Raw genomic sequence first — 18690 nt, forward strand, 5'->3', positions numbered from 1 at the left:
ACACTCCAGTCAATTGTTAGAAGCGGGTCGAAAAACGGTAACCCGTGCCGCGAACGGTCTGCACCATACGGTCATGGCCGCTCAGCTCCAGCGCTTTACGCAGGCGGCGAATATGCACGTCCACCGTGCGGTCTTCAACGTAGACGTTGGTTCCCCAGACGTGGTTCAGCAGCTGCTCACGGCTGTAGACACGCTCCGGATGGGTCATAAAGAAGTGCAGGAGCTTAAACTCCGTCGGTCCCATGTCGAGCGGGTTTTCGCCGGTCATCACCCGGTGGGAGGTGGGATCGAGGCTCAGGCCCTGCATCTCAATCACCTCTTCTACCGCCATCGGCGAGATACGGCGCATCACGGCTTTGATACGCGCCACCAGCTCCTTCGGCGAGAAGGGTTTGGTGATGTAATCATCTGCCCCGGTCTCCAGGCCGCGGACGCGATCTTCCTCTTCACCGCGCGCGGTGAGCATCATAACAGGAATATCCCGCGTCAGGGTTTCACGTTTTAAGTGTTTGATAAATTGAATGCCGGAGCCGCCGGGCAGCATCCAGTCGAGCAGGATAAGATCGGGCCACGGCTCATTGAGCTGGTTCACCGCACTGTCATAATCATCCGCTTCAACAGGCTGAAAGCCGTTTTGCTCGAGCACGAAGCAGACCATCTCCCGAATGGGGGCCTCATCCTCTACGACCAGAATACGTCTCGCCATGATTTGCCCTATATAGTTGTAATCAATATGTTGCGTCGCATTATGCGTCAGATTTATGACAGATTTATGAAAAGCGTGAAGGCATTATGAATCTGAAAAACTACAGATGACACCCGGAAGACGATCGCCGCTTTCCCGCTGTGCCTAAACGTTTATAATCCGCCTTACGCTTTTTTGCCACGGAACAGATATGCGCATCCTCCACACCTCTGACTGGCACCTCGGCCAAAACTTTTACAGCAAAAGCCGGGCCGCTGAACACGCCGCCTTTCTTGACTGGCTGCTCGCGACGGCACAGGCCCAGCAGGTCGATGCGATTATCGTCGCGGGCGATATCTTTGATACCGGCTCGCCCCCCAGCTACGCCCGCGAGCTTTACTACCGCTTCGTGGTTCAACTCCAGCAGACCGGCTGCCACCTGGTGGTGCTGGCGGGTAACCACGACTCGGTCGCCACCCTGAACGAGTCGCGGGAGATCCTCGCCTTTCTGCATACCACCGTGGTAGCCGCGGCAGGCTGTGCGCCGTTTATTCTTAACCAGCGCGACGGCACGCCCGGGGCCGTCTTCTGCCCGGTGCCATTTTTGCGCCCGCGCGACATCGTCACCAGCCAGGCGGGGCTTTCCGGCAGCGAGAAGCAGCAGCACCTGCTGGCGGCCATTACCGACTACTACCAGCAGCAGTACCAGCAGGCCTGCATCCTGCGCGGTGACGCTGCGCTGCCGATTATCGCCAGCGGCCATCTGACCACCGTCGGGGCCAGCAAAAGCGACGCGGTGCGCGACATCTATATTGGTACCCTGGACGCCTTCCCGGCGCAAAACTTTCCGCCAGCGGATTACATCGCCCTCGGGCACATTCATCGCCCGCAGGTCATTGGCGGCCAGCAGCATATTCGCTACTGCGGATCGCCTATCGCCCTCAGCTTCGACGAAACCGGCAAGGCGAAAAGCGTTAACCTGGTGACCTTTGCCGACGGCAGGCTGACGGACATTATCCCCCTGGCCGTGCCGGTCACCCAGCAGCTGGCGGTGATCAAAGGCGATCTCACTGCCATTGGTCAGCAGCTTGCGCAGTGGCGCGACGCTCCCGCCTCGCCGCCGGTGTGGCTCGATATCGAGATCACCACCGACGACTGGCTGACGGACATGCAGCGCCGTATTCAGGCCATGACCGAGGATCTGCCGGTCGAAGTGCTGCTGGTACGCCGCAGCCGTGAGCAGCGCCAGCGGATGATGGCGGGCGAGCTGCGGGAAACCCTCAGTGAGCTACGCGTGGAGGAGGTATTCGAGCGCCGCCTGGCGCTAGAGGAGCCGGACGAAGCGCAGAGTAAGCGGGTCCGCACCCTCTTTAGCGCCACCGTGGAAGAGCTGACCCAGGAGCAGGACGCATGAAAATTCTTACCCTGCGCCTGAAGAATATCAACTCCCTGAAGGGGGAGTGGAAGATCGACTTTACCGCCGAGCCATTTGCCAGCAACGGCCTGTTCGCCATTACCGGCCCTACTGGGGCGGGGAAAACAACCCTGCTGGATGCAATCTGCCTGGCGCTCTATCACGAGACACCGCGCCTGAGCAACGTTTCGCAGTCGCAGAACGATCTGATGACCCGCGACACTGCCGAGTGCCTGGCGGAGGTGGAGTTTGAGGTAAAAGGCGTGGCCTACCGCGCCTTCTGGAGTCAGAACCGCGCCCGCAACCAGGCCGGGGGAAATCTTCAGGTGCCCCGCGTGGAGCTGGCGCTTTGCGCCGACGGCAAAATTCTCGCTGACAAGGTAAAAGATAAGCTGGAGCTGACCGCCACTCTCACCGGTCTGGACTATGGCCGCTTTACGCGCTCAATGCTGCTCTCCCAGGGGCAGTTTGCCGCCTTCCTCAATGCCAAACCGAAAGAGCGGGCCGAGCTGCTGGAGGAGCTGACCGGCACCGAGATCTACGGCCAGATCTCAGCGATGGTGTTTGAGAAGCACAAGGCGGCGCGCAGCGAGCTGGAGCAGCGCCAGGCTCAGGCCGAAGGCATTCAGCTACTGAGCGCAGAGCAGGCCCAGGCGCTGAATGACAGTTTGCAGGTGCTTACTGACCAGGAGCAGACGCTGGTTGCCGCCCAACAGCGCGAGCAGTCCCTGCTCCACTGGCTGACGCGTGGCGAGGAGCTTAATGCCGAAGCTGGCCGGGCACAGACCGCGCTGAATACCGCCCAGCAGGCGCTGGAGAGCGCCCGCCCGCAGCTTGCCGCGCTGGAGCAGGCTCGCCCCGCTCTGCTGCTACGGCCAGTGTGGCAGAGCTTGCAGGAGCAGATCCGCACCCACGCTCAGACCCAGCGCCAGGCAGAGGAAGTGAATACTCGCTTACATCAGGTGCTAAACAAACGCAGCCGCATCCGCGCCGCCGCCGAAGCACAGATGAGTACGTTTCAGCAGGAGCAGAAAACGCTGGCCGACTGGCTTACCACCCACGATCGCTGGCGGCTGTGGCAGAGTGAGCTGACCGGCTGGCGGGCTAACTTTGCTCAGCAGGCTGAGGAGAGAAAGCACGCCCTGACGCTCAGTGCACGCCGGGAGAAGCTTCAGCAGCAGCTAACGGCGTTGGACGCTCCCGCGCTGGATCTCAGCGCCGAGATGTTGCAGCAGGCGATAGCCGATCTGGCCCAACAGCGCCCGCTGCGCCAGCGCCTGCATGTGCTTCATGCCAGCTTCGCACCTCTCCAGCAGCGTATCAAACCGCTGCAAAAGACACTGACCGAGAGCGAGGCGGAGCAGGCAACGCTCAACCAGACCCTGATCCAGCGCCGTCAGGATTACAAAGAGAAGAATGCGCTGCTGACCGAGGTGAAGACCATTTGCGCCCTGGAAGAGCGGATCAAAGGCCTTGAGGCCGAGCGCGAGCGCCTGCGGGCCGGTGAACCCTGTCCGCTCTGCGGATCGACCGCCCACCCGGCGGTCGCGGAGTATCAGGCGATTACCGTGGATGCCAACCAGGCCCGGCGCGATGCCCTGGAGCGCGAGGTCAAGCAGCTGGCAGAAAGCGGTGCGGCTCTGCGCGGCCAGCTGGATGCGTTGGTGAAGCAGAGCGAGAGGGAGCGCCTTGCCGCTGAGGCCGAAGCGCAAAACGATCGTGCGCTACGCCTGCAGTGGCGCGAGCTGTGCGCCGCACTGGCGATCTCTCTTACCCCTGAAGATGACGTTAGCAGCTGGTTACAGGCTGAAGAGACCCGGGAGCAACAGCTCTACCGGTTTAGCCAGCGGCTGGCGCTGGAGGAGCAGCTCAACGAGCTAAAGCAGCAGGCAGCACACGCTCAGCAAGCCATTGATATCCGCCGTCAGACGCTGGCGGAGAGCCTGGCCCAGCTCGGCCTGACGCCGCCTGCAGAAGAGGAAGAGTCGGCGTGGTTTGCCGCCCGTGAGGAAGAGTCCCGCCGCTGGCAGCAGAATCAGACCCACGCCGCCACGCTACAGGAGCGCACGGCCCAGCTCCAGCCGCTGCTGGAGACGCTCCCTGCCGATGGGCCAGCTGAAGGAGAGTCCATCAGCCTCGACGGCTGGCAGCAGGTGCATCACGACTGCGTCTCTCTCCACGGCCAGGTTAAAACGTTCCAGCAGCAGCTGGCTCTGGAGGCCGGGCGCGTCGCGCAGCAGCAGGCGCAGTTTGACGCCGAGCTGGCAAAGAGTCCTTTCTCTGACCAAAACGCATTTCTGGCCGCCCTGCTTGAGGATGGCGAGCGCCAGCGACTTGAGCAGCTTCAGCAGTCGCTTGAGAGCAAGCTACAGCAGAGCCAGGCTCTGTTAACCCAGTCTCATGCCGCGTTGACTACGCACCAGACCCAGCCACCTGCCGGGCTGAGCGAGGAGACGAGCATTGAGCGGACACGGACGGCGCTAAACGCCCTGGCACAGCAACTGCGTGAGAACACCACCCGTCAGGGAGAAATCCGCCAGCAGCTTAAACAGGACGCCGAGAGCCGTCAGCGCCAGCAGGCGCTTCTGCAGCAGATTGAGGAGGCCACCCGCCAGCTGGCGGACTGGAGCTACCTGAACGGGCTGATTGGCTCCAAAGAGGGAGATAAGTTCCGTAAGTTCGCCCAGGGGCTGACGCTGGATAATCTGGTCTGGCTGGCCAATAACCAGCTCACTCGCCTGCACGGTCGCTATCTGCTGAAGCGGAAAGCGAGCGAGGCGCTGGAGCTGGAGGTGGTGGATACCTGGCAGGCGGATGCGGTACGCGATACGCGCACCCTCTCCGGCGGGGAGAGCTTCCTCGTCAGCCTGGCGCTGGCGCTGGCGCTCTCGGATCTGGTGAGCCACAAAACGCGTATCGACTCGCTGTTCCTTGACGAAGGGTTCGGTACGCTGGACAGCGAAACGCTGGATACCGCCCTCGACGCCCTCGACGCGCTCAACGCCAGCGGCAAGACCATCGGCGTGATCAGCCACGTCGAGGCGATGAAGGAGCGGATCCCGGTGCAGATTAAGGTAAGGAAGATCAACGGTCTGGGTTACAGCAAGCTCGACGGCAGGTTTGCCGTGTCATAACAACGTAGGCCCGGCAAGCAGCGCGCCGCCGGGCATTATGTCAGACCTATTTATCCAGCGGCCAGAGCCACGCCGCGCCGCGGACGCCGCTGGAGTCGCCGTGCACCGCCTTGCGGATCGGCGTTTCACACTCCCCGCCAAACACCCAGTTTTTGATCAGCTGCGGCACGGTTTTATAGAGCCGGTCAACGTTGCTCATGCCGCCGCCAAGGACGATCACATCCGGATCGAGGATATTCACCACGTGCGCCAGCGACTTCGCCAGCCGCAGCTCGTAGCGGCTCAGCGCCAGCTCGGCAACGGCATCCTGCTCGTCTACCAGGCGAATAATCTCGTTACCCTTGAGCGGCTGGCCGCTCAGGCGATGAAAATCACGGGCAAAGCCGGTGCCGGAGATAAAGGTCTCAATGCACCCCTGCTTACCGCAGTAGCACGGCACCTCTTCCCGGTAACGCAGCTCGTCCTCGTCCATCCACGGCAGCGGATTATGTCCCCACTCCCCCGCCGTGCCGTTGCCACCGGAGTGGGCATGGCCGTTAAAGGCGATACCCGCGCCGCAGCCGGTGCCAATAATCACCGCGAAAACGGTCTGCGCCCCCGCGGCTGCACCGTCGATAGCCTCGGATACGGCCAGGCAGTTGGCATCGTTTGCCAGGCGGACTTCACGGCCCAGGCGCTTGCTCAGGTCTTTATCAAACGGCTGGCCGTTCAGCCAGGTCGAGTTAGCGTTTTTAACCACCCCAGTGTAAGGCGAGAGAGAGCCGGGAATACCCATCCCCACCGTACCCTGCTGGCCGGTCTCTTTCTCTGCCATATCCACCAGCGTGGCGATGGTCTCTATCGTCTGCTGATAGTCGTCGCGCGGGGTGGGCAGGCGGTGGCGGAACAGCTGTTCCCCGCTGTCGCCGAGCGCAATCACCTCTGTCTTGGTACCGCCCAAATCAATACCTATACGCACAGCGATCTCCTTATTTTTAGCAATATCAAGAGAGTAGAACCCCGCCGGGGGATTAGCAATGCAAGCGGCAAGACAATTCGCTATCATGCCCGCTGATTTAACGACAAGGCTGTGGAAAATATCATGCTGTGGTTCAAAAATTTAATGGTTTACCGTCTCAGCCGCGATATTGCGCTGCGTGCAGAGGAGATGGAAAAACAGTTATCCGCGCTCTCATTTACCCCTTGCGGTAGCCAGGATATGGCAAAAACCGGTTGGGTTCCGCCGATGGGCTCACACAGTGATGCGTTGACCCACACCAACAACGGCCAAATCATCATTTGCGCCCGTAAAGAAGAGAAGATCCTGCCGTCATCGGTCGTCAAGCAGACGCTGGAATCAAAGATTGCCAAGCTGGAAGCCGATCAGGGCCGCAAGCTGAAGAAGACCGAAAAAGATTCGCTGAAGGATGAGGTGCTTCACTCTCTGCTGCCGCGCGCCTTTAGCCGCTTCAGCCAGACCATGATGTGGATCGATACCGTTAACGGCCTGATTATGGTTGACTGCGCCAGCGCCAAGAAAGCGGAAGATACGCTGGCCCTGCTGCGTAAAAGCCTCGGTTCGCTGCCGGTAGTGCCGCTGACGCTGGAGAACCCTATTGAACTAACCCTGACCGAGTGGGTGCGCAGCGGCAGCGCGGCGCAGGGCTTCCAGATCCAGGACGAGGCGGAGCTGAAAGCGATCCTCGAAGATGGCGGCGTGATCCGCTGTAAAAAGCAGGATTTGGTTAGCGATGAGATCGCGGTACACATTGAAGCAGGCAAGCTGGTCACCAAACTGGCTCTCGACTGGCAGCAGCGTATTCAGTTTGTGATGTGCGACGACGGTTCGATCAAGCGGCTGAAGTTTGCCGATGAACTGCGCGATCAGAATGAGGATATCGACCGGGATGATTTCGCCCAGCGCTTTGATGCGGACTTTATCCTGATGACCGGCGAGCTGGCGGCGCTGGTGCAAAATCTGGTAGAAGGTCTTGGCGGCGAAGCGCAGCGCTAAGGCAGCAGGCACTGTCCCCTCATTGTAGGGGGACAGATGCAGGGGACAGGCAAAACGCGTTACAGGTAGCGACAGAGATAGGCGCTGTCCTCAGCTACCTGCAGATGAAATTCGCTGTGGCCCGGCACGTTGAATACCTCGCCAGCAGAGTAGGTTTTCCATTCAGTTTCGCCGGGCAGCAGCACGTTCAGCGCGCCGCTCACGACGGTCATCTCTTCCGGCTGGGCCGTACCAAAGGTGTACTCACCCTCGGCCATCACGCCTACGCTGGCGCGGCCGGTGCTGCTGCTGGTAAAACCAATGGATTTCACTTTACCGGAAAAGTATTCGTTACTCTGAAGCATGGGTGGCCCTTATAAATAAGTGTATGGAAAATCACTATAGGGGCCAGCCTTCCTCTCTGTCACGCAAAATTACTATACCAACAGCTCGGATGCCAGACGGGCCACCAGCACGTTAGAGAGCAGCACCGGCACGTCCAGCGCTTTTTGCAGCAGGTCGCGGTGTTTCTGGTGATAACCAAGGCAGTCCAGCATCAGTACGTCAGCACCTTTCGCGATTAAGTTTCGCCCGGCGGCGATAAGCTCGCTGTCGCTGCCGTGCAGAGAACAGGCAACTTCATAATAGGGGGCGTTTTCTAACAGCTGCCATTTTTCCTTCTGACCAGGGATCAGCCCGGCCAGGGGAACAATGACGCCAACCTGATGACCATCGACGATAGAGGAGACCAGCGGGGGAATGATCCGCTGCGGCTCAAGGAGAATAGCGTGACGCGATGACAGCCCGGTAAAGCGTTCGGTGCTCATCAACAAAATGACTTCGTAGTTCTGCTTGTCCATGACGCTGATAACGGCCTGCAAATCGCGCTCTATTTTTTTGCGTGAAACCTGAGCCACTTCGCCATTATTAAGCAGCGCATGCACTGGCATCTCCCCCGGCTCGATAGCGTAGTCCTCATAAACATCCTGAGGATCCATCTTCCCCAGCAAACTAATTTGGGTAATCTGCTCTGCGTCGATATGCTCGGTCAGGAGCGGCATCACAGCATCGACAGGCACCACACCAACGGTGAGGATAGCCAGGGTTGCACTCATCTTTCTTCCGCCTTTCTTAACGTCGGTTGTCGGTTCTTATAATTATGATACTGCCCTATGCTCTCATAACAATTCTGTAACCATCAACCTCCCGCCTCTTCAGTGCAGTCTGATTTTATGAAGCGGGAGAGTGTGAATTACGTTTTATCAGGATCTTCATAGCGCCGTTTAGCATCCAGCGCTTCCTGTTCAGTTTGGTGCTCGCTGATCAGCGAGTCCGGTTCGGGATGATCGGCACGCAGTTGATACCAGGTTACAGTCTCCTGTTGGCCTCCTTTCTCAACGGTAACAATACGGGCTTCACGCGGGTAAGGCGGTCTTGTAGGCATAGCGCTTCCTTTTTTATCGGTAGAACTATGAGTATAGCCAATGCTTGCAATCTGCAATCAGCTCGCCCGAGCCAGTAGCAACGCCGCCTGGATATCAGCGACAACCTTTTCAGGCACCTGCGCGGCATCCACTATGTGGTGCGCCGCCTCGCGATAGAGCGCGTCGCGCTGGGCCAGCACCTCGCTCACCTCCTCGCTTATCGGCCTGCCGGTGAGGGTCGGACGCTGCGCCTCCTCAGGGAAGGCCTCCAGCCGCTCGGCCAGCACTGCGACGGGGGCGCAGAGATAGATAACCACTCCCGTCTCACGCATAAAGCGGCGGTTAACTTCGCTGAGAATAATCCCGCCGCCGGTGGCGATGATCGTCCCGGGCGCAGAGACAGCCTGCAGCGTCGCCGTTTCTCGGGCACGAAAACCGGGCCAGCCCTCTTTTTCAACGATCGTCGCGATGGTCGTCTGCGCCTGCTCCTGCAGCGCATGGTCGGTGTCGATAAACCGACAGTCTCGCACGCGAGCCAGCTCAACACCGATGGTGGATTTTCCACAACCGCGAGCGCCAATTAAAAAGATGGGTAACGTCATGACCTGGTGTACTCCCTTGGACCGCGATCTGCGGAACACGAATAGTTAAAGCGCCAATACTATTACACTAGTACGAAAAAGTCGTAAATAAAACGTTACGAATTTATAATGACACTGCGATGAATGGCGCGTTTCAGCGTGTAAAGATAAAATGGCATCTGTCGCGCCACCTTACTTTAAAGGGCGTCCCTTTGACAAGTCCTGCCGCGATCGCGCCAGCAGCCATTTATCCAGCTCGGCAGCAAACTGCTGGCGATCGCGCTGGGAGAGGCTATCCGGCCCGCCGGTTTGTACGCCGCTGGCGCGCAGGGTATCCATAAAATCGCGCATCGTCAGTTTCTCGCGGATCGTAGCCTCGCTATAGCGTTCTCCCCTGGGGTTAAGCGCCGCCGCGCCCTTCCCTAACACCTCTGCCGCCAGGGGAATATCGGCGGTGATCACCAGATCGCCCGCTTCGCACAGGCGCACAATTTCGTTATCGGCAACGTCAAAACCCGCCGGCACCCGCAGGGAGCGGATAAATTTTGAAGGCGGTACGCGCAGGGTCTGGTTCGCCACCAGCGTCAGCGGCGTCTGCGTACGAATGGCAGCACGAAACAGGATCTCTTTAATTACATTTGGACACGCATCTGCATCCACCCAAATTGCCATAGCTACTCCTGAATAGTTTATGGTCACTATGATAAGCTATAACTCCCCCATTAATCACATATTCAGGGAAAAGGTGATGGAGAAAAAGATCGGATTTATCGGCTGCGGCAATATGGGTCAGGCCATTCTGGGCGGGATGATTGCCAGCGGCCAGGTGCAACCAGAGCAGGTTTGGATCTACACCCCGACGCCGGAGAAGGTTGCAGCCCTTAGCAGCCAGTACGGCATTAACCCGGCGCAGAGCGCGCAGGAAGTAGCTCAGATCGCCGATATCGTCTTTGGCGCGGTGAAGCCAAACGTGATGATCAAAACGCTGAGCGAAATTACCTCCAGCCTGAATAAAGAGACGCTGGTGGTATCGATTGCCGCAGGCGTCACCCTGGATCAGCTGGCGCGCGCCCTTGGCCACGATCGTAAAATCGTGCGCACCATGCCTAATACCCCGGCACTGGTCAATGCGGGCATGACCTCCATCACCCCGAACGCGCTGGTGACGCCGGAAGACGTTGCCGACGTGCTGGCTATTTTCCGCAGTTTTGGCGAAGCGGAAGTGGTGGCTGAGTCGATGATCCACCCGGTGGTGGGCGTCAGCGGCTCCGCCCCGGCCTATGTCTTTATGTTTATTGAAGCGATGGCTGACGCTGCCGTGCTAGGCGGTATGCCGCGGGCGCAGGCATACAAGTTTGCTGCCCAGGCGGTAATGGGGTCAGCGAAGATGGTGCTGGAGACCGGTAAACACCCTGGCGAACTGAAAGATATGGTCTGTTCACCGGGCGGCACGACCATTGAGGCGGTGCGGGTGCTGGAGGAGCGCGGATTCCGCGCCGCCGTGATTGAGGCTATGACCAAGTGCATGGAGAAGTCCGACGCGTTGAGCAAGCTTTGATTATGTGGCGGACCTCAGGCGGCCACCTCCGTGCGGTTGCGGCCGCCCTTCTTCGCCTTATAGAGCGCCATGTCAGCGGCCTTGAGCCACTCGCGGTAGTGCTCAATCCCCGGCGTGAGGGGCGCGAGGCCGACGCTGATTTGTAGCGTCAGATGCGGCGCGCAGGGCAGGCGGATCTCTGCCAGGGTATCGTGGACCCGGCTCATTGCTGCAATGGCGCTGTCCACCGGCGTGCCGCTCATGATCACGGCAAACTCATCCCCGCCAAAGCGGCCAATGATATCGCTCCCGCGCAGGGTGAGTTGCAGATGGCGGCTAATAGCGATGATTGCCTCATCCCCTACGTCATGGCCATAGGTATCGTTGATCGTTTTAAAATAATCGACATCAATAAGCAGCAGCGTTGCCATCCGCTGGTTGCGTCGGCAGCTTTCAAACTCATTGCGCAGCAATATTTCCCAGTGCCGCCGGTTATAAACGCCGGTCATGCCGTCGCGGGTACTCATGATCCGCAGACGCTGTTTCTGCCTCGCAAGCCGGGTAAACGTGCGAAAGCTAACCCAGGCAAAGAGCGGCGGGTAAAGCAGGATAAAAGGCAGGCAGAGCCACCACTCCAACGGCGCGCTGGTAAAGCTTATCGCCGTGCCAGTAAGCTGGAGCATCACCAGGCTCGCTCCCAGCAGCAAAACAATGCCAATGCCGAACAGCCGCGGCCCGCCCATGCCCATCAGCATCAGGCTGATCATCATCACCAGCACCGCCGACGGCATGATATTCATGCCCATCACGCCGATCCAGATCCCCGCCAGGATAGCATCGATCTTGAGGTTATTAATCTCGGCAGCATGAGGATCGCTTGAGCGGTTCGCCAGCTGCCAGGCGAGATGCGGCCAGACAAACGACCAGCTCAAGAGAAACAGCCACCAGCCTCCGGCCACAGGCTGGGAGGTCATGGCACCGCCTAAGGGGAAGAAAAGGCATCCAAGGCCGAAAATACGCGGTAATCGAAGCCGCCGCGCAAAAAGCTGGCCAGACAGGAAATGCTGGTCCTGATTGGGGGTATCAACCCACTCCTTGTTAACTGCGGTTTTAGAATAAAGATTGTTATCATTCATCATTATTGGGAATATTCTGAAACATTTCCCAAAATTATAGAGAGGTGCGGCGGGGAGAAAGTATGATATTTCGGGTGAGAGGAAGATCACACTCACCCGATAGGGCTAAGCTTATCGTGAACGCGGATGGTGCAGGAGTTTATTAAGATACTGCTGCAACAGCTCGGTATCCTGACGAGGCACCTGAGAGTCCGGACTGGCCGCCTCCAGCGCCCCTTCGATGCTTTGGATCACTGCCTGCTGCTCCGGTTGTGCCATATGACGCAGCAGAGCCGTGACGACAATCTCCAGCGCCTCCACCTGTGCCACCAGCTCTTTAGACTCTTCTTCCTTTTCCGCTAGCTTAACCAGCAGCTCTGCAATCAGGTTTTTCATCGCGTACTATCCTCATACACAATTTTTTAAGGTTTTCAGCCAAATTTATCATGGCACATTTAACAAAAATAACATTTTTAGCCGTTATTTTTGCGCAGCGCCAGCTCAGTACGGCGGGTCTGTCTGAGTACAATTGCCAGCTGCCAGATATTGATCAGTACCACCACGGCGGTGGCAATAAACACCCAGCGGAAACCGGCCATTGCAGAGATGCTTGCTCCCATCAGCGGTCCGGCGACGTTGCCCAGATACATAAACGACTGGTTGTAGCCAAAGATACGGCCGGTCACCTGGTCGCTGGCGTATTTAAGCAGCAGCGTCTGCACCGCAGGCAGCATCGCTCCGTCGGCAAATCCCAACATGAAGCGTAAGATACCGAGCTGGAGCGGCGTGGTCACGAATGACATAGCAAAAAAGAGCGCTACCGCGCAGATTAGCGTCGCCATCAGGATCCGCGCCGTGCCTATCCGGTCTCCAAGCTTGCCCAGGCGCGGAGCCGACATCAGCGCCGAGACGCCGGGTACGGCGGCAATCATACCGCTCAGAAAGGCAATATTGCCGCTGTCCGGCGCCAGCGACTGGACGAACAGCGCCAGGATCGGCCCCACTGAGCCGTTACAGAGCTGGATCACCATGGTCGTCACAAACAGGCTAAAGATAAGCTTCGGATAGGGCAGGCTGGCAAATACCGCTTTGCCGCTCAGACGCTGTTCCTTGCTGACTTTAGGCCGACCGCCCTCTTTAATCAGGAACAGGGTTACCAGAAAGCTGACTATCAGCAGCGTGGCGGTGATGAAAAATACCGCCCGCAGGCCGACGTGATCGGCAAGAAAGCCCCCCAGCAGCGGACCGCCGATGACACCGCTGATCTGCGCCGTGGAGAGCGTGCTCAGCGCCCAGCCACTGCGCTCGCGTGGCACCTGCGAGGCCACCAGCGCCATGGCGTTGGGAATGTAGCCAGAGGTTAAACCCATTATCGCCCGCAGAAAAAGCAGTTGCCAGACGTTGGTGGCAAAGGCCTGCAGCAGAATGGCAATGGCCATTCCCAGCGAGGCGCGGAGCAGCATTAGCTTGCGCCCTTTACGGTCGGCAAGGCTTCCCCACATCGGTGAGACGATGGCCGACACGAGAAAGGTCACGCTAAAAGTCAGTCCGGACCAGATTGACAGCGCCTCGTGCGAGGTCACCCCCATCTCGGCAATATAGAGCGGCAAGAACGGTAAAATCTGGCTGATCGCAAGGCCGGTAAAGAAGCAACCAAACCATACCGAAATAAGATTAACCTTCCAGGATTCCATAAGCATCTGCAATTATTCAGGTTTTAACAGCAGGCTCCAGCATAGCATAACTGCGGATTATGCTTAGCGGCACTTAACGGCATAATCCATACCCGCGCATCCCAAGGTGAAAGTGGTTGGCATGGGCGGCGTTATAGTCCGGGCCTAAGCCGTTACCGTAATAGCCACAGCTTGCGCTGAGCATCGCCCGCAGCCAGGGCTGGGTTTTGTCCTGCTTCCAGCCGCGCAGCACCGTCACCTGCTGCCCGTTCGCCAGGCGAAAGCCGCTGATATCCAGCGCCTCTGCGGTAGCGTGCTCGCTCAGCCGGGCGTTGGCGCGATGATAAATGTTGCGGCAGGCGTAGCTGCCAAGATGATCGATGCGCACCAGCTTAGTGGACATGTAGCGCTCGGTCAGCGGTCGGGCCTGCTGCTGTACGAAGAGCGCCGAGCTGAGCGCCAGCGGGCAAGAGGCGAGAAAGCTGCTGCTCAACTTTACCGAACCAAAGTCCCGGACCCGTACGGTGTTGGTCAGCGGACAGGTGCCGGTGCTGTCGGCAACCGGCTGGGAAGCAATCAGCTTCTTTTGATTGGCCTCCACGAGCAGAGCGTCGCACTGCTCGGGCGTAAGCCGCTTAAGCTTAAACTGGGTGATGCGACCTGGCGGATCGTCGAGACGCAGCGGCACAAACGGATTGTAGTACGAAGGCAGGTGGCGATAGCCTACCACCCCTGCCCCCACGATAAGCAAAAAAACGATCGCTCCTGTCCCTCTCACGCGCTCCCCCTTTAATCACCTAAAAACATTATGGCAGAAGGCCGCGAATCACGCGTTTTGACGTGGTAAGGTATCTTTTTTCGAGCAATAAGAGTGGATGCGGTGATGGCAAAAATGCGGGTAGGGATCGTCTTTGGTGGGAAATCGGCAGAGCATGAGGTGTCGCTCCAGTCGGCAAAAAACATTGTCGATGCTATTGATAAAAGCCGCTTCGATGTGGTGCTGCTGGGAATCGATAAGCAGGGTCAGTGGCACATCAACGACGCAACTAACTATTTACAGAACGCCAGCGATCCGGCACGTATCGCGCTTAATCCCTCCGCGATTAGCGTCGCGCATATTCCAGGCAGAGAGACGGCGCAGCTTATTAATGCCGAGAGTGGCGCGGCTCTGCCAGCGGTAGATGTCATCTTTCCTATCGTTCACGGCACGCTGGGGGAAGATGGCTCCCTGCAGGGGATGTTGCGGATGGCGAATCTGCCGTTCGTCGGTTCCGGCGTACTCGGCTCGGCAGCCTGCATGGATAAAGACGTCACCAAGCGCCTGCTGCGCGACGCCGGGCTAAAGGTCGCCCCTTTTATCACCCTCACTCGCGCTAACCGTCAGCGACACTCCTTTGCCGACGTGCAGGCGCAGCTTGGGCTGCCGCTGTTTGTCAAACCGGCCAACCAGGGTTCGTCGGTAGGCGTCAGCAAGGTAACCAGCGAGGCGCAATACTATACCGCAGTCGATCTCGCCTTTGCATTCGACCATAAGGTAGTGGTGGAGACCGGCATTAAAGGGCGGGAGATCGAGTGTGCCGTGCTGGGGAACGATAACCCGCAGGCTAGCACCTGCGGCGAGATTGTGCTCAACAGCGAGTTCTACGCTTACGACACCAAATACATCGACGACAACGGCGCACGGGTGGTGATCCCAGCGGCGATCGATCCGGCGGTGAACGAGGCCATCCGCCAGACCGCCGTGACCGCCTACGAGACGCTGGGCTGCGCGGGCATGGCGCGAGTTGATGTCTTCCTGACGGATGATAACGACATTATCATTAACGAAATTAATACCCTGCCCGGCTTTACCAATATCAGCATGTATCCCAAGCTGTGGCAGGCCAGTGGCCTGGGCTATACCGATCTGATTAGCCGCCTGATCGAGCTGGCTGTAGAGCGCCATCAGGCTGACAGCGCCCTGAAAAATTCGATGGCTTAATCCTGCGATTCCGCCGCAGTCTCCTCCTCGGGACGGCGGCGAATAATCAATCCCGCCAGCCAGAAGCTAATAACCCAGGTCACCAGGCCCACCGCATAAGTTTGCCAGCCCTTCGCCTCAAACCCCAGCAGCCCGACCACGCCGTTAAGGATAAAGATCAGCCCAATAGCAAAGGCGTAATAGTGCCAGTCACGGCGAATTTTGGCAGGCAGTTTCATAGCAGCTCCGGCAGAGAAAAACAGCATCCTGGCATATTACCGACAGCGAGTCTGTGGCGCATGCGGAAAATCCGAAAACGTTAATAAAACGCAACAAAAGTCATGATTTTGTGACTGGAGATGTAAAACCTTAAACCAGTCTAATAATAATGCGTAAATTGTCACCAATCTGATATTGACAATCGTTATGACCTGTCAAAATCACTCTGAATTACTGGTGCATTGCCAGCTCAATAACGCGTATCGGAGGTCACTATGGCAGAATTTATGATGTCGAAGCCCTTTGCCAACGAGAAGAGACGAGACGCCTCCACGCCAGGCAATATCGCGTATGCGGTCTTCGTGTTGCTCTGCTTCTGGGCAGGTGCGCAGCTGCTGAATGCGCTGATCCACGCCCCGGGTGTGTTTGAGAATTTTATGCAGATGCAGGAGAGCAATCGGCCACGCATCGATATGGGACTCGGCGTGGGCACGATCTTTGGTCTGGTTCCTTTTCTCATTGGCAGCGCCCTGCTTGGCGTTATCGCCCTGCTGCTGCGCTGGCGTCACTATTAACGTGACGCCGTAAGTAAATTAATTCGCTTGCATACAGCGCGCCCGACGATCATCCACGCGCTTCGCAAACCAGGCAGTTGTCAGGTTGCGGGTGATCTTCGGGCTTTCAAGTTGAATACCCGGCAGCAGCGCTTTTGGTAGCGTCTTCCCGCTGTTCTTCTCCGCCAGTCGATAAACCCCTTTATAGAGTTCGGTTTGCTCAAAATCCTGACGATCGCCCCGCTCCAGCTGGTCACGGATCTCGGCGTCGCTGAGTCCCAGCTTTGGCCCCAGCTTGCGTACCGCCCGCTCGGTGCTGCCCGCCTCGCGACTACCATAGAGGATCACATCCCCGTCCAGCGCCAGCTTCACGCCGCTGGCCTTGCTGACTGCGCTCTGGAAGGCAGCATTGCGGCTGGCGTACCAGCCGGCGTTGAAGTCGGCAAAGCGGTAGAGCGGCTCGCTGTAGCTGGCCGGATAGTTAAGCAGATGGTAAGTCCCGAACCAGAGACCACCGCGACGGGAGAAGACCTCCTGACGCACGGTGCCTTCCATCTTCCACGGATAGCCTCGCGTATGCTGCTCGGCAAAGGCGATGCTGACCTGCATCGGCCCGCCGGTGTGTACCGGGTTGAGGGAGCCAAACAGCGTCTGTCCCAGCGGAACAATGTTGATCAGGTCGTCGAAGATTGCGCTAAGCTGCTTCTCGGTTTTAACGCTATCAAGCCGCTCGGCATAGCTTTTGCCGTTAGGTGAAGGCACCTTTAGCGCGGTACGCACCACAAAAGCGGGAATGTGCAGCCGCCCGGCGCGCTTCTCTATCTCCTGCCAGGCGATTTTGTTTAGCCCCGGCACGGCAGGATCGGCCTGATAGTTAGACTCCTGCTGCGCTACCGCCAGCACTGAGCAGACGTTCTCCCGCGTCGGCGGAAGAGACTGGCTCTTGAAGGTCGTGGCAAGATCCTCCGCCCAGGCGTCACGATCCTTTACGCTGGCGGGGATCTTCTGCCGTACCAGCTTCGCCACATCGATCGCCTTCTCGCCCTCTTTAAGCGCCGGCGGGCGCGAGGTGCTACAGCCGACGAGGATCAGTCCCGCCAGCAGGGTTAAACTGCGTGATGCTTGCATAGCCGCTCCGGTCATTAGCCGAGTGAGGTGGTCGCCTGTACCACATCCTCGCCGTCAAGTTCACGCTCAAAGGTACGTAAACGCTTATAGATAGACATCAGTTCCACCAGCGTGGTCCAGGAGTTGATCAGGTACTGGAACGAGCTACGTACCTGGTCGAAAACGTTGGTGATCTGGGTCATCAGGCCAAGCGTAATCGTACCGGCAACCATCGACGGAAACAGCAGGAACAGGCCGAAAACGTTGTCGATTTGCAGATAGAAGATGCGCGCAATGTTGAAGTACATGTAGTGGAAATAGAGACGAAAATAGTTCCGCCGCACCGCGCTAAACAGCTCGCGCACGGTGGGCGGCGAAGCACGCTCAGGATCGTCTTCACCGTAGACCAGCTCTTTACGATAGGCTGCTTCGACGCGCTGATTTTTAAACTCCAGCCCTGGCAGCTTGATCCCTACCACCGCCAGCAGGCCGGTACCCACTAGCGACCAGAGGATGGCGGCGATCACCAGCCCGTAGGGAACGTGGCCGACAATCGGCAGCTCGGAAACGTGCGGCGACAGGGCAACGAGGATGGGCAGAAACGCGATCAGCTTCATGACCGCATTGAGCAGGCTGACGCCCATATCCTCCAGCGTCGAGGAGAATCGCATCGTGTCCTCCTGTACACGCTGGGCCGCGCCCTCAATATGGCGCAGGCGGTGCCAGTTGGCCATATAGTATTCGTTCATCGCCGTACGCCAGCGGAAGACGTAGTGGCTGACGAAAAAGTTATTCAATACCGCCACCAGCACCGCAATCATCGCGATACCGAGGAATACCCCTGTTTCACGGTAAAACTGGCCGATGGCTACCTTATGCGGGGCACTAAGGGCGCGCTGGATCAGATCGTAAAACGGCGCGTACCAGGCGTTGATCGCCACGCTCACCTCGACCATAAACCAGGTAACAAAGATAATCAGCGCGGTGCCGAGTATCGACCAGCGCTGCCAGCGGTGCGGAGCGTAAGTAAACCAGAACAGGGCAAACGCGCCAACGCACAGGGCGTAATAAGCGTAAAAGATCAGGTAGCTGCCAGACCAGAAGCGTGACGCGCCTATTGGGGTCTCTTTAGAGGCACCCAAAATACGGGTTAACCACTCCCCGCCGCCCGCCTGCCAGAAGATGACGGCTATCAGCGACCACAGGATCGCCGAGAGCAAAAACGGCCCCGGCTTGGGAAAAAAAGATTTAAACATGAAATTCTCCTGCGACAGCTCACTCTTATTGTGTTGTTGATTCGCTATGGGTATGAAAA

At 58.2% G+C, this 18690-nt stretch carries 20 protein-coding genes; 6 read left to right on the top strand and 14 right to left on the bottom strand.

The window, feature by feature from the left end; all coding sequences use genetic code 11:
* Nucleotides 1-16: 16 nt before the first annotated feature.
* On the bottom strand, nt 17-706 hold the full coding sequence (phoB, locus tag RTN40_RS05185) for a phosphate response regulator transcription factor PhoB (RefSeq protein ID WP_312227522.1): 690 nt from the start codon (nt 704-706) through the stop codon (nt 17-19).
* A gap of 190 nt (nt 707-896) precedes the next feature.
* Here phoB and sbcD point away from each other — a divergent pair, with 190 nt between their 5' ends.
* On the top strand, nt 897-2099 hold the full coding sequence (sbcD, locus tag RTN40_RS05190) for an exonuclease subunit SbcD (RefSeq protein WP_312227523.1): 1203 nt from the start codon (nt 897-899) through the stop codon (nt 2097-2099).
* The gene (gene sbcC / locus RTN40_RS05195) at nt 2096-5233 is read left to right on the top strand and encodes an exonuclease subunit SbcC (protein WP_312227524.1); all 3138 of its coding nucleotides are present in this window, start codon (nt 2096-2098) and stop codon (nt 5231-5233) included. The genes sbcD and sbcC overlap by 4 nt, the downstream gene beginning before the upstream one ends.
* Nucleotides 5234-5279: 46 nt before the next feature.
* Here sbcC and mak read toward each other — a convergent pair whose 3' ends face one another.
* Nucleotides 5280-6191 (bottom strand): fructokinase, encoded by a 912-nt coding sequence (gene mak / locus RTN40_RS05200; protein WP_312227525.1) that lies wholly within the window; start codon nt 6189-6191, stop codon nt 5280-5282.
* Between the two features lie 123 nt (nt 6192-6314).
* Between mak and rdgC the strand changes: the two genes are divergently transcribed.
* Nucleotides 6315-7226: a recombination-associated protein RdgC gene (gene rdgC, locus RTN40_RS05205; RefSeq protein ID WP_312227526.1), complete on the top strand. Its 912-nt coding sequence runs from the start codon at nt 6315-6317 to the stop codon at nt 7224-7226.
* Nucleotides 7227-7285: 59 nt separating this feature from the next.
* Here the strand turns inward: rdgC and ppnP are convergent, their stop codons facing one another.
* The 5 genes from ppnP to RTN40_RS05230 form a co-directional block, all read right to left on the bottom strand.
* A complete protein-coding gene (gene ppnP, locus RTN40_RS05210; protein ID WP_268108926.1) occupies nt 7286-7570 on the bottom strand; it encodes a pyrimidine/purine nucleoside phosphorylase in 285 nt (94 codons plus the stop codon).
* A gap of 72 nt (nt 7571-7642) precedes the next feature.
* Nucleotides 7643-8320, bottom strand: coding sequence for an AroM family protein (locus RTN40_RS05215; RefSeq protein WP_312227527.1), 678 nt, complete (start codon nt 8318-8320; stop codon nt 7643-7645).
* Between the two features lie 137 nt (nt 8321-8457).
* Entirely contained in the window at nt 8458-8649 is a 192-nt protein-coding gene (gene yaiA / locus RTN40_RS05220; protein ID WP_312211123.1) for a protein YaiA, read from the bottom strand.
* 57 nt (nt 8650-8706) lie between these two features.
* Nucleotides 8707-9231 carry a shikimate kinase AroL gene (gene aroL, locus RTN40_RS05225; protein ID WP_312227528.1) on the bottom strand — a complete coding sequence of 175 codons (525 nt, stop codon included), beginning with the start codon at nt 9229-9231 and terminating at the stop codon, nt 8707-8709.
* 171 nt (nt 9232-9402) lie between these two features.
* Nucleotides 9403-9882 (bottom strand): YaiI/YqxD family protein, encoded by a 480-nt coding sequence (locus tag RTN40_RS05230; protein WP_312227529.1) that lies wholly within the window; start codon nt 9880-9882, stop codon nt 9403-9405.
* A gap of 76 nt (nt 9883-9958) precedes the next feature.
* Between RTN40_RS05230 and proC the strand changes: the two genes are divergently transcribed.
* A complete protein-coding gene (gene proC, locus RTN40_RS05235) occupies nt 9959-10768 on the top strand; it encodes a pyrroline-5-carboxylate reductase (protein ID WP_312227530.1) in 810 nt (269 codons plus the stop codon).
* 14 nt (nt 10769-10782) lie between these two features.
* On the opposite strand, the gene adrA is transcribed toward proC, so the two are convergent.
* The 4 genes from adrA to RTN40_RS05255 all read right to left on the bottom strand — a co-directional run bounded on the left by adrA (nt 10783) and on the right by RTN40_RS05255 (nt 14313).
* Nucleotides 10783-11898 (bottom strand): diguanylate cyclase AdrA, encoded by a 1116-nt coding sequence (gene adrA / locus RTN40_RS05240; RefSeq protein WP_312227644.1) that lies wholly within the window; start codon nt 11896-11898, stop codon nt 10783-10785.
* A gap of 96 nt (nt 11899-11994) precedes the next feature.
* Nucleotides 11995-12258, bottom strand: coding sequence for an anti-adapter protein IraP (iraP, locus tag RTN40_RS05245; protein WP_312227531.1), 264 nt, complete (start codon nt 12256-12258; stop codon nt 11995-11997).
* Between the two features lie 77 nt (nt 12259-12335).
* Nucleotides 12336-13556 carry a multidrug efflux MFS transporter gene (locus tag RTN40_RS05250; RefSeq protein ID WP_312227645.1) on the bottom strand — a complete coding sequence of 407 codons (1221 nt, stop codon included), beginning with the start codon at nt 13554-13556 and terminating at the stop codon, nt 12336-12338.
* 73 nt (nt 13557-13629) lie between these two features.
* Nucleotides 13630-14313, bottom strand: a complete 684-nt coding sequence (locus RTN40_RS05255; protein WP_312227532.1) for an extensin family protein — start codon at nt 14311-14313, stop codon at nt 13630-13632.
* 105 nt (nt 14314-14418) lie between these two features.
* Here RTN40_RS05255 and ddlA point away from each other — a divergent pair, with 105 nt between their 5' ends.
* The gene (ddlA, locus tag RTN40_RS05260) at nt 14419-15516 is read left to right on the top strand and encodes a D-alanine--D-alanine ligase (protein WP_312227533.1); all 1098 of its coding nucleotides are present in this window, start codon (nt 14419-14421) and stop codon (nt 15514-15516) included.
* Here ddlA and RTN40_RS05265 read toward each other — a convergent pair.
* Nucleotides 15513-15734, bottom strand: a complete 222-nt coding sequence (locus RTN40_RS05265) for a DUF2754 domain-containing protein (RefSeq protein WP_268108935.1) — start codon at nt 15732-15734, stop codon at nt 15513-15515. The genes ddlA and RTN40_RS05265 overlap by 4 nt on opposite strands.
* A gap of 255 nt (nt 15735-15989) precedes the next feature.
* Here RTN40_RS05265 and RTN40_RS05270 point away from each other — a divergent pair, with 255 nt between their 5' ends.
* Nucleotides 15990-16289 (top strand): DUF2755 family protein, encoded by a 300-nt coding sequence (locus tag RTN40_RS05270; RefSeq protein ID WP_312211110.1) that lies wholly within the window; start codon nt 15990-15992, stop codon nt 16287-16289.
* Between the two features lie 18 nt (nt 16290-16307).
* Here RTN40_RS05270 and RTN40_RS05275 read toward each other — a convergent pair whose 3' ends face one another.
* Together RTN40_RS05275 and sbmA are read right to left on the bottom strand one after the other, a co-directional pair.
* Nucleotides 16308-17396 carry a DUF1615 domain-containing protein gene (locus RTN40_RS05275; RefSeq protein WP_312227534.1) on the bottom strand — a complete coding sequence of 363 codons (1089 nt, stop codon included), beginning with the start codon at nt 17394-17396 and terminating at the stop codon, nt 16308-16310.
* Between the two features lie 14 nt (nt 17397-17410).
* Nucleotides 17411-18631: a peptide antibiotic transporter SbmA gene (gene sbmA, locus RTN40_RS05280; protein WP_312227535.1), complete on the bottom strand. Its 1221-nt coding sequence runs from the start codon at nt 18629-18631 to the stop codon at nt 17411-17413.
* Nucleotides 18632-18690: the final 59 nt, after the last annotated feature.

Source organism: Pseudescherichia sp. (assembly GCF_031987975.1).
In the GTDB taxonomy this organism is placed as follows: domain Bacteria; phylum Pseudomonadota; class Gammaproteobacteria; order Enterobacterales; family Enterobacteriaceae; genus Pseudescherichia.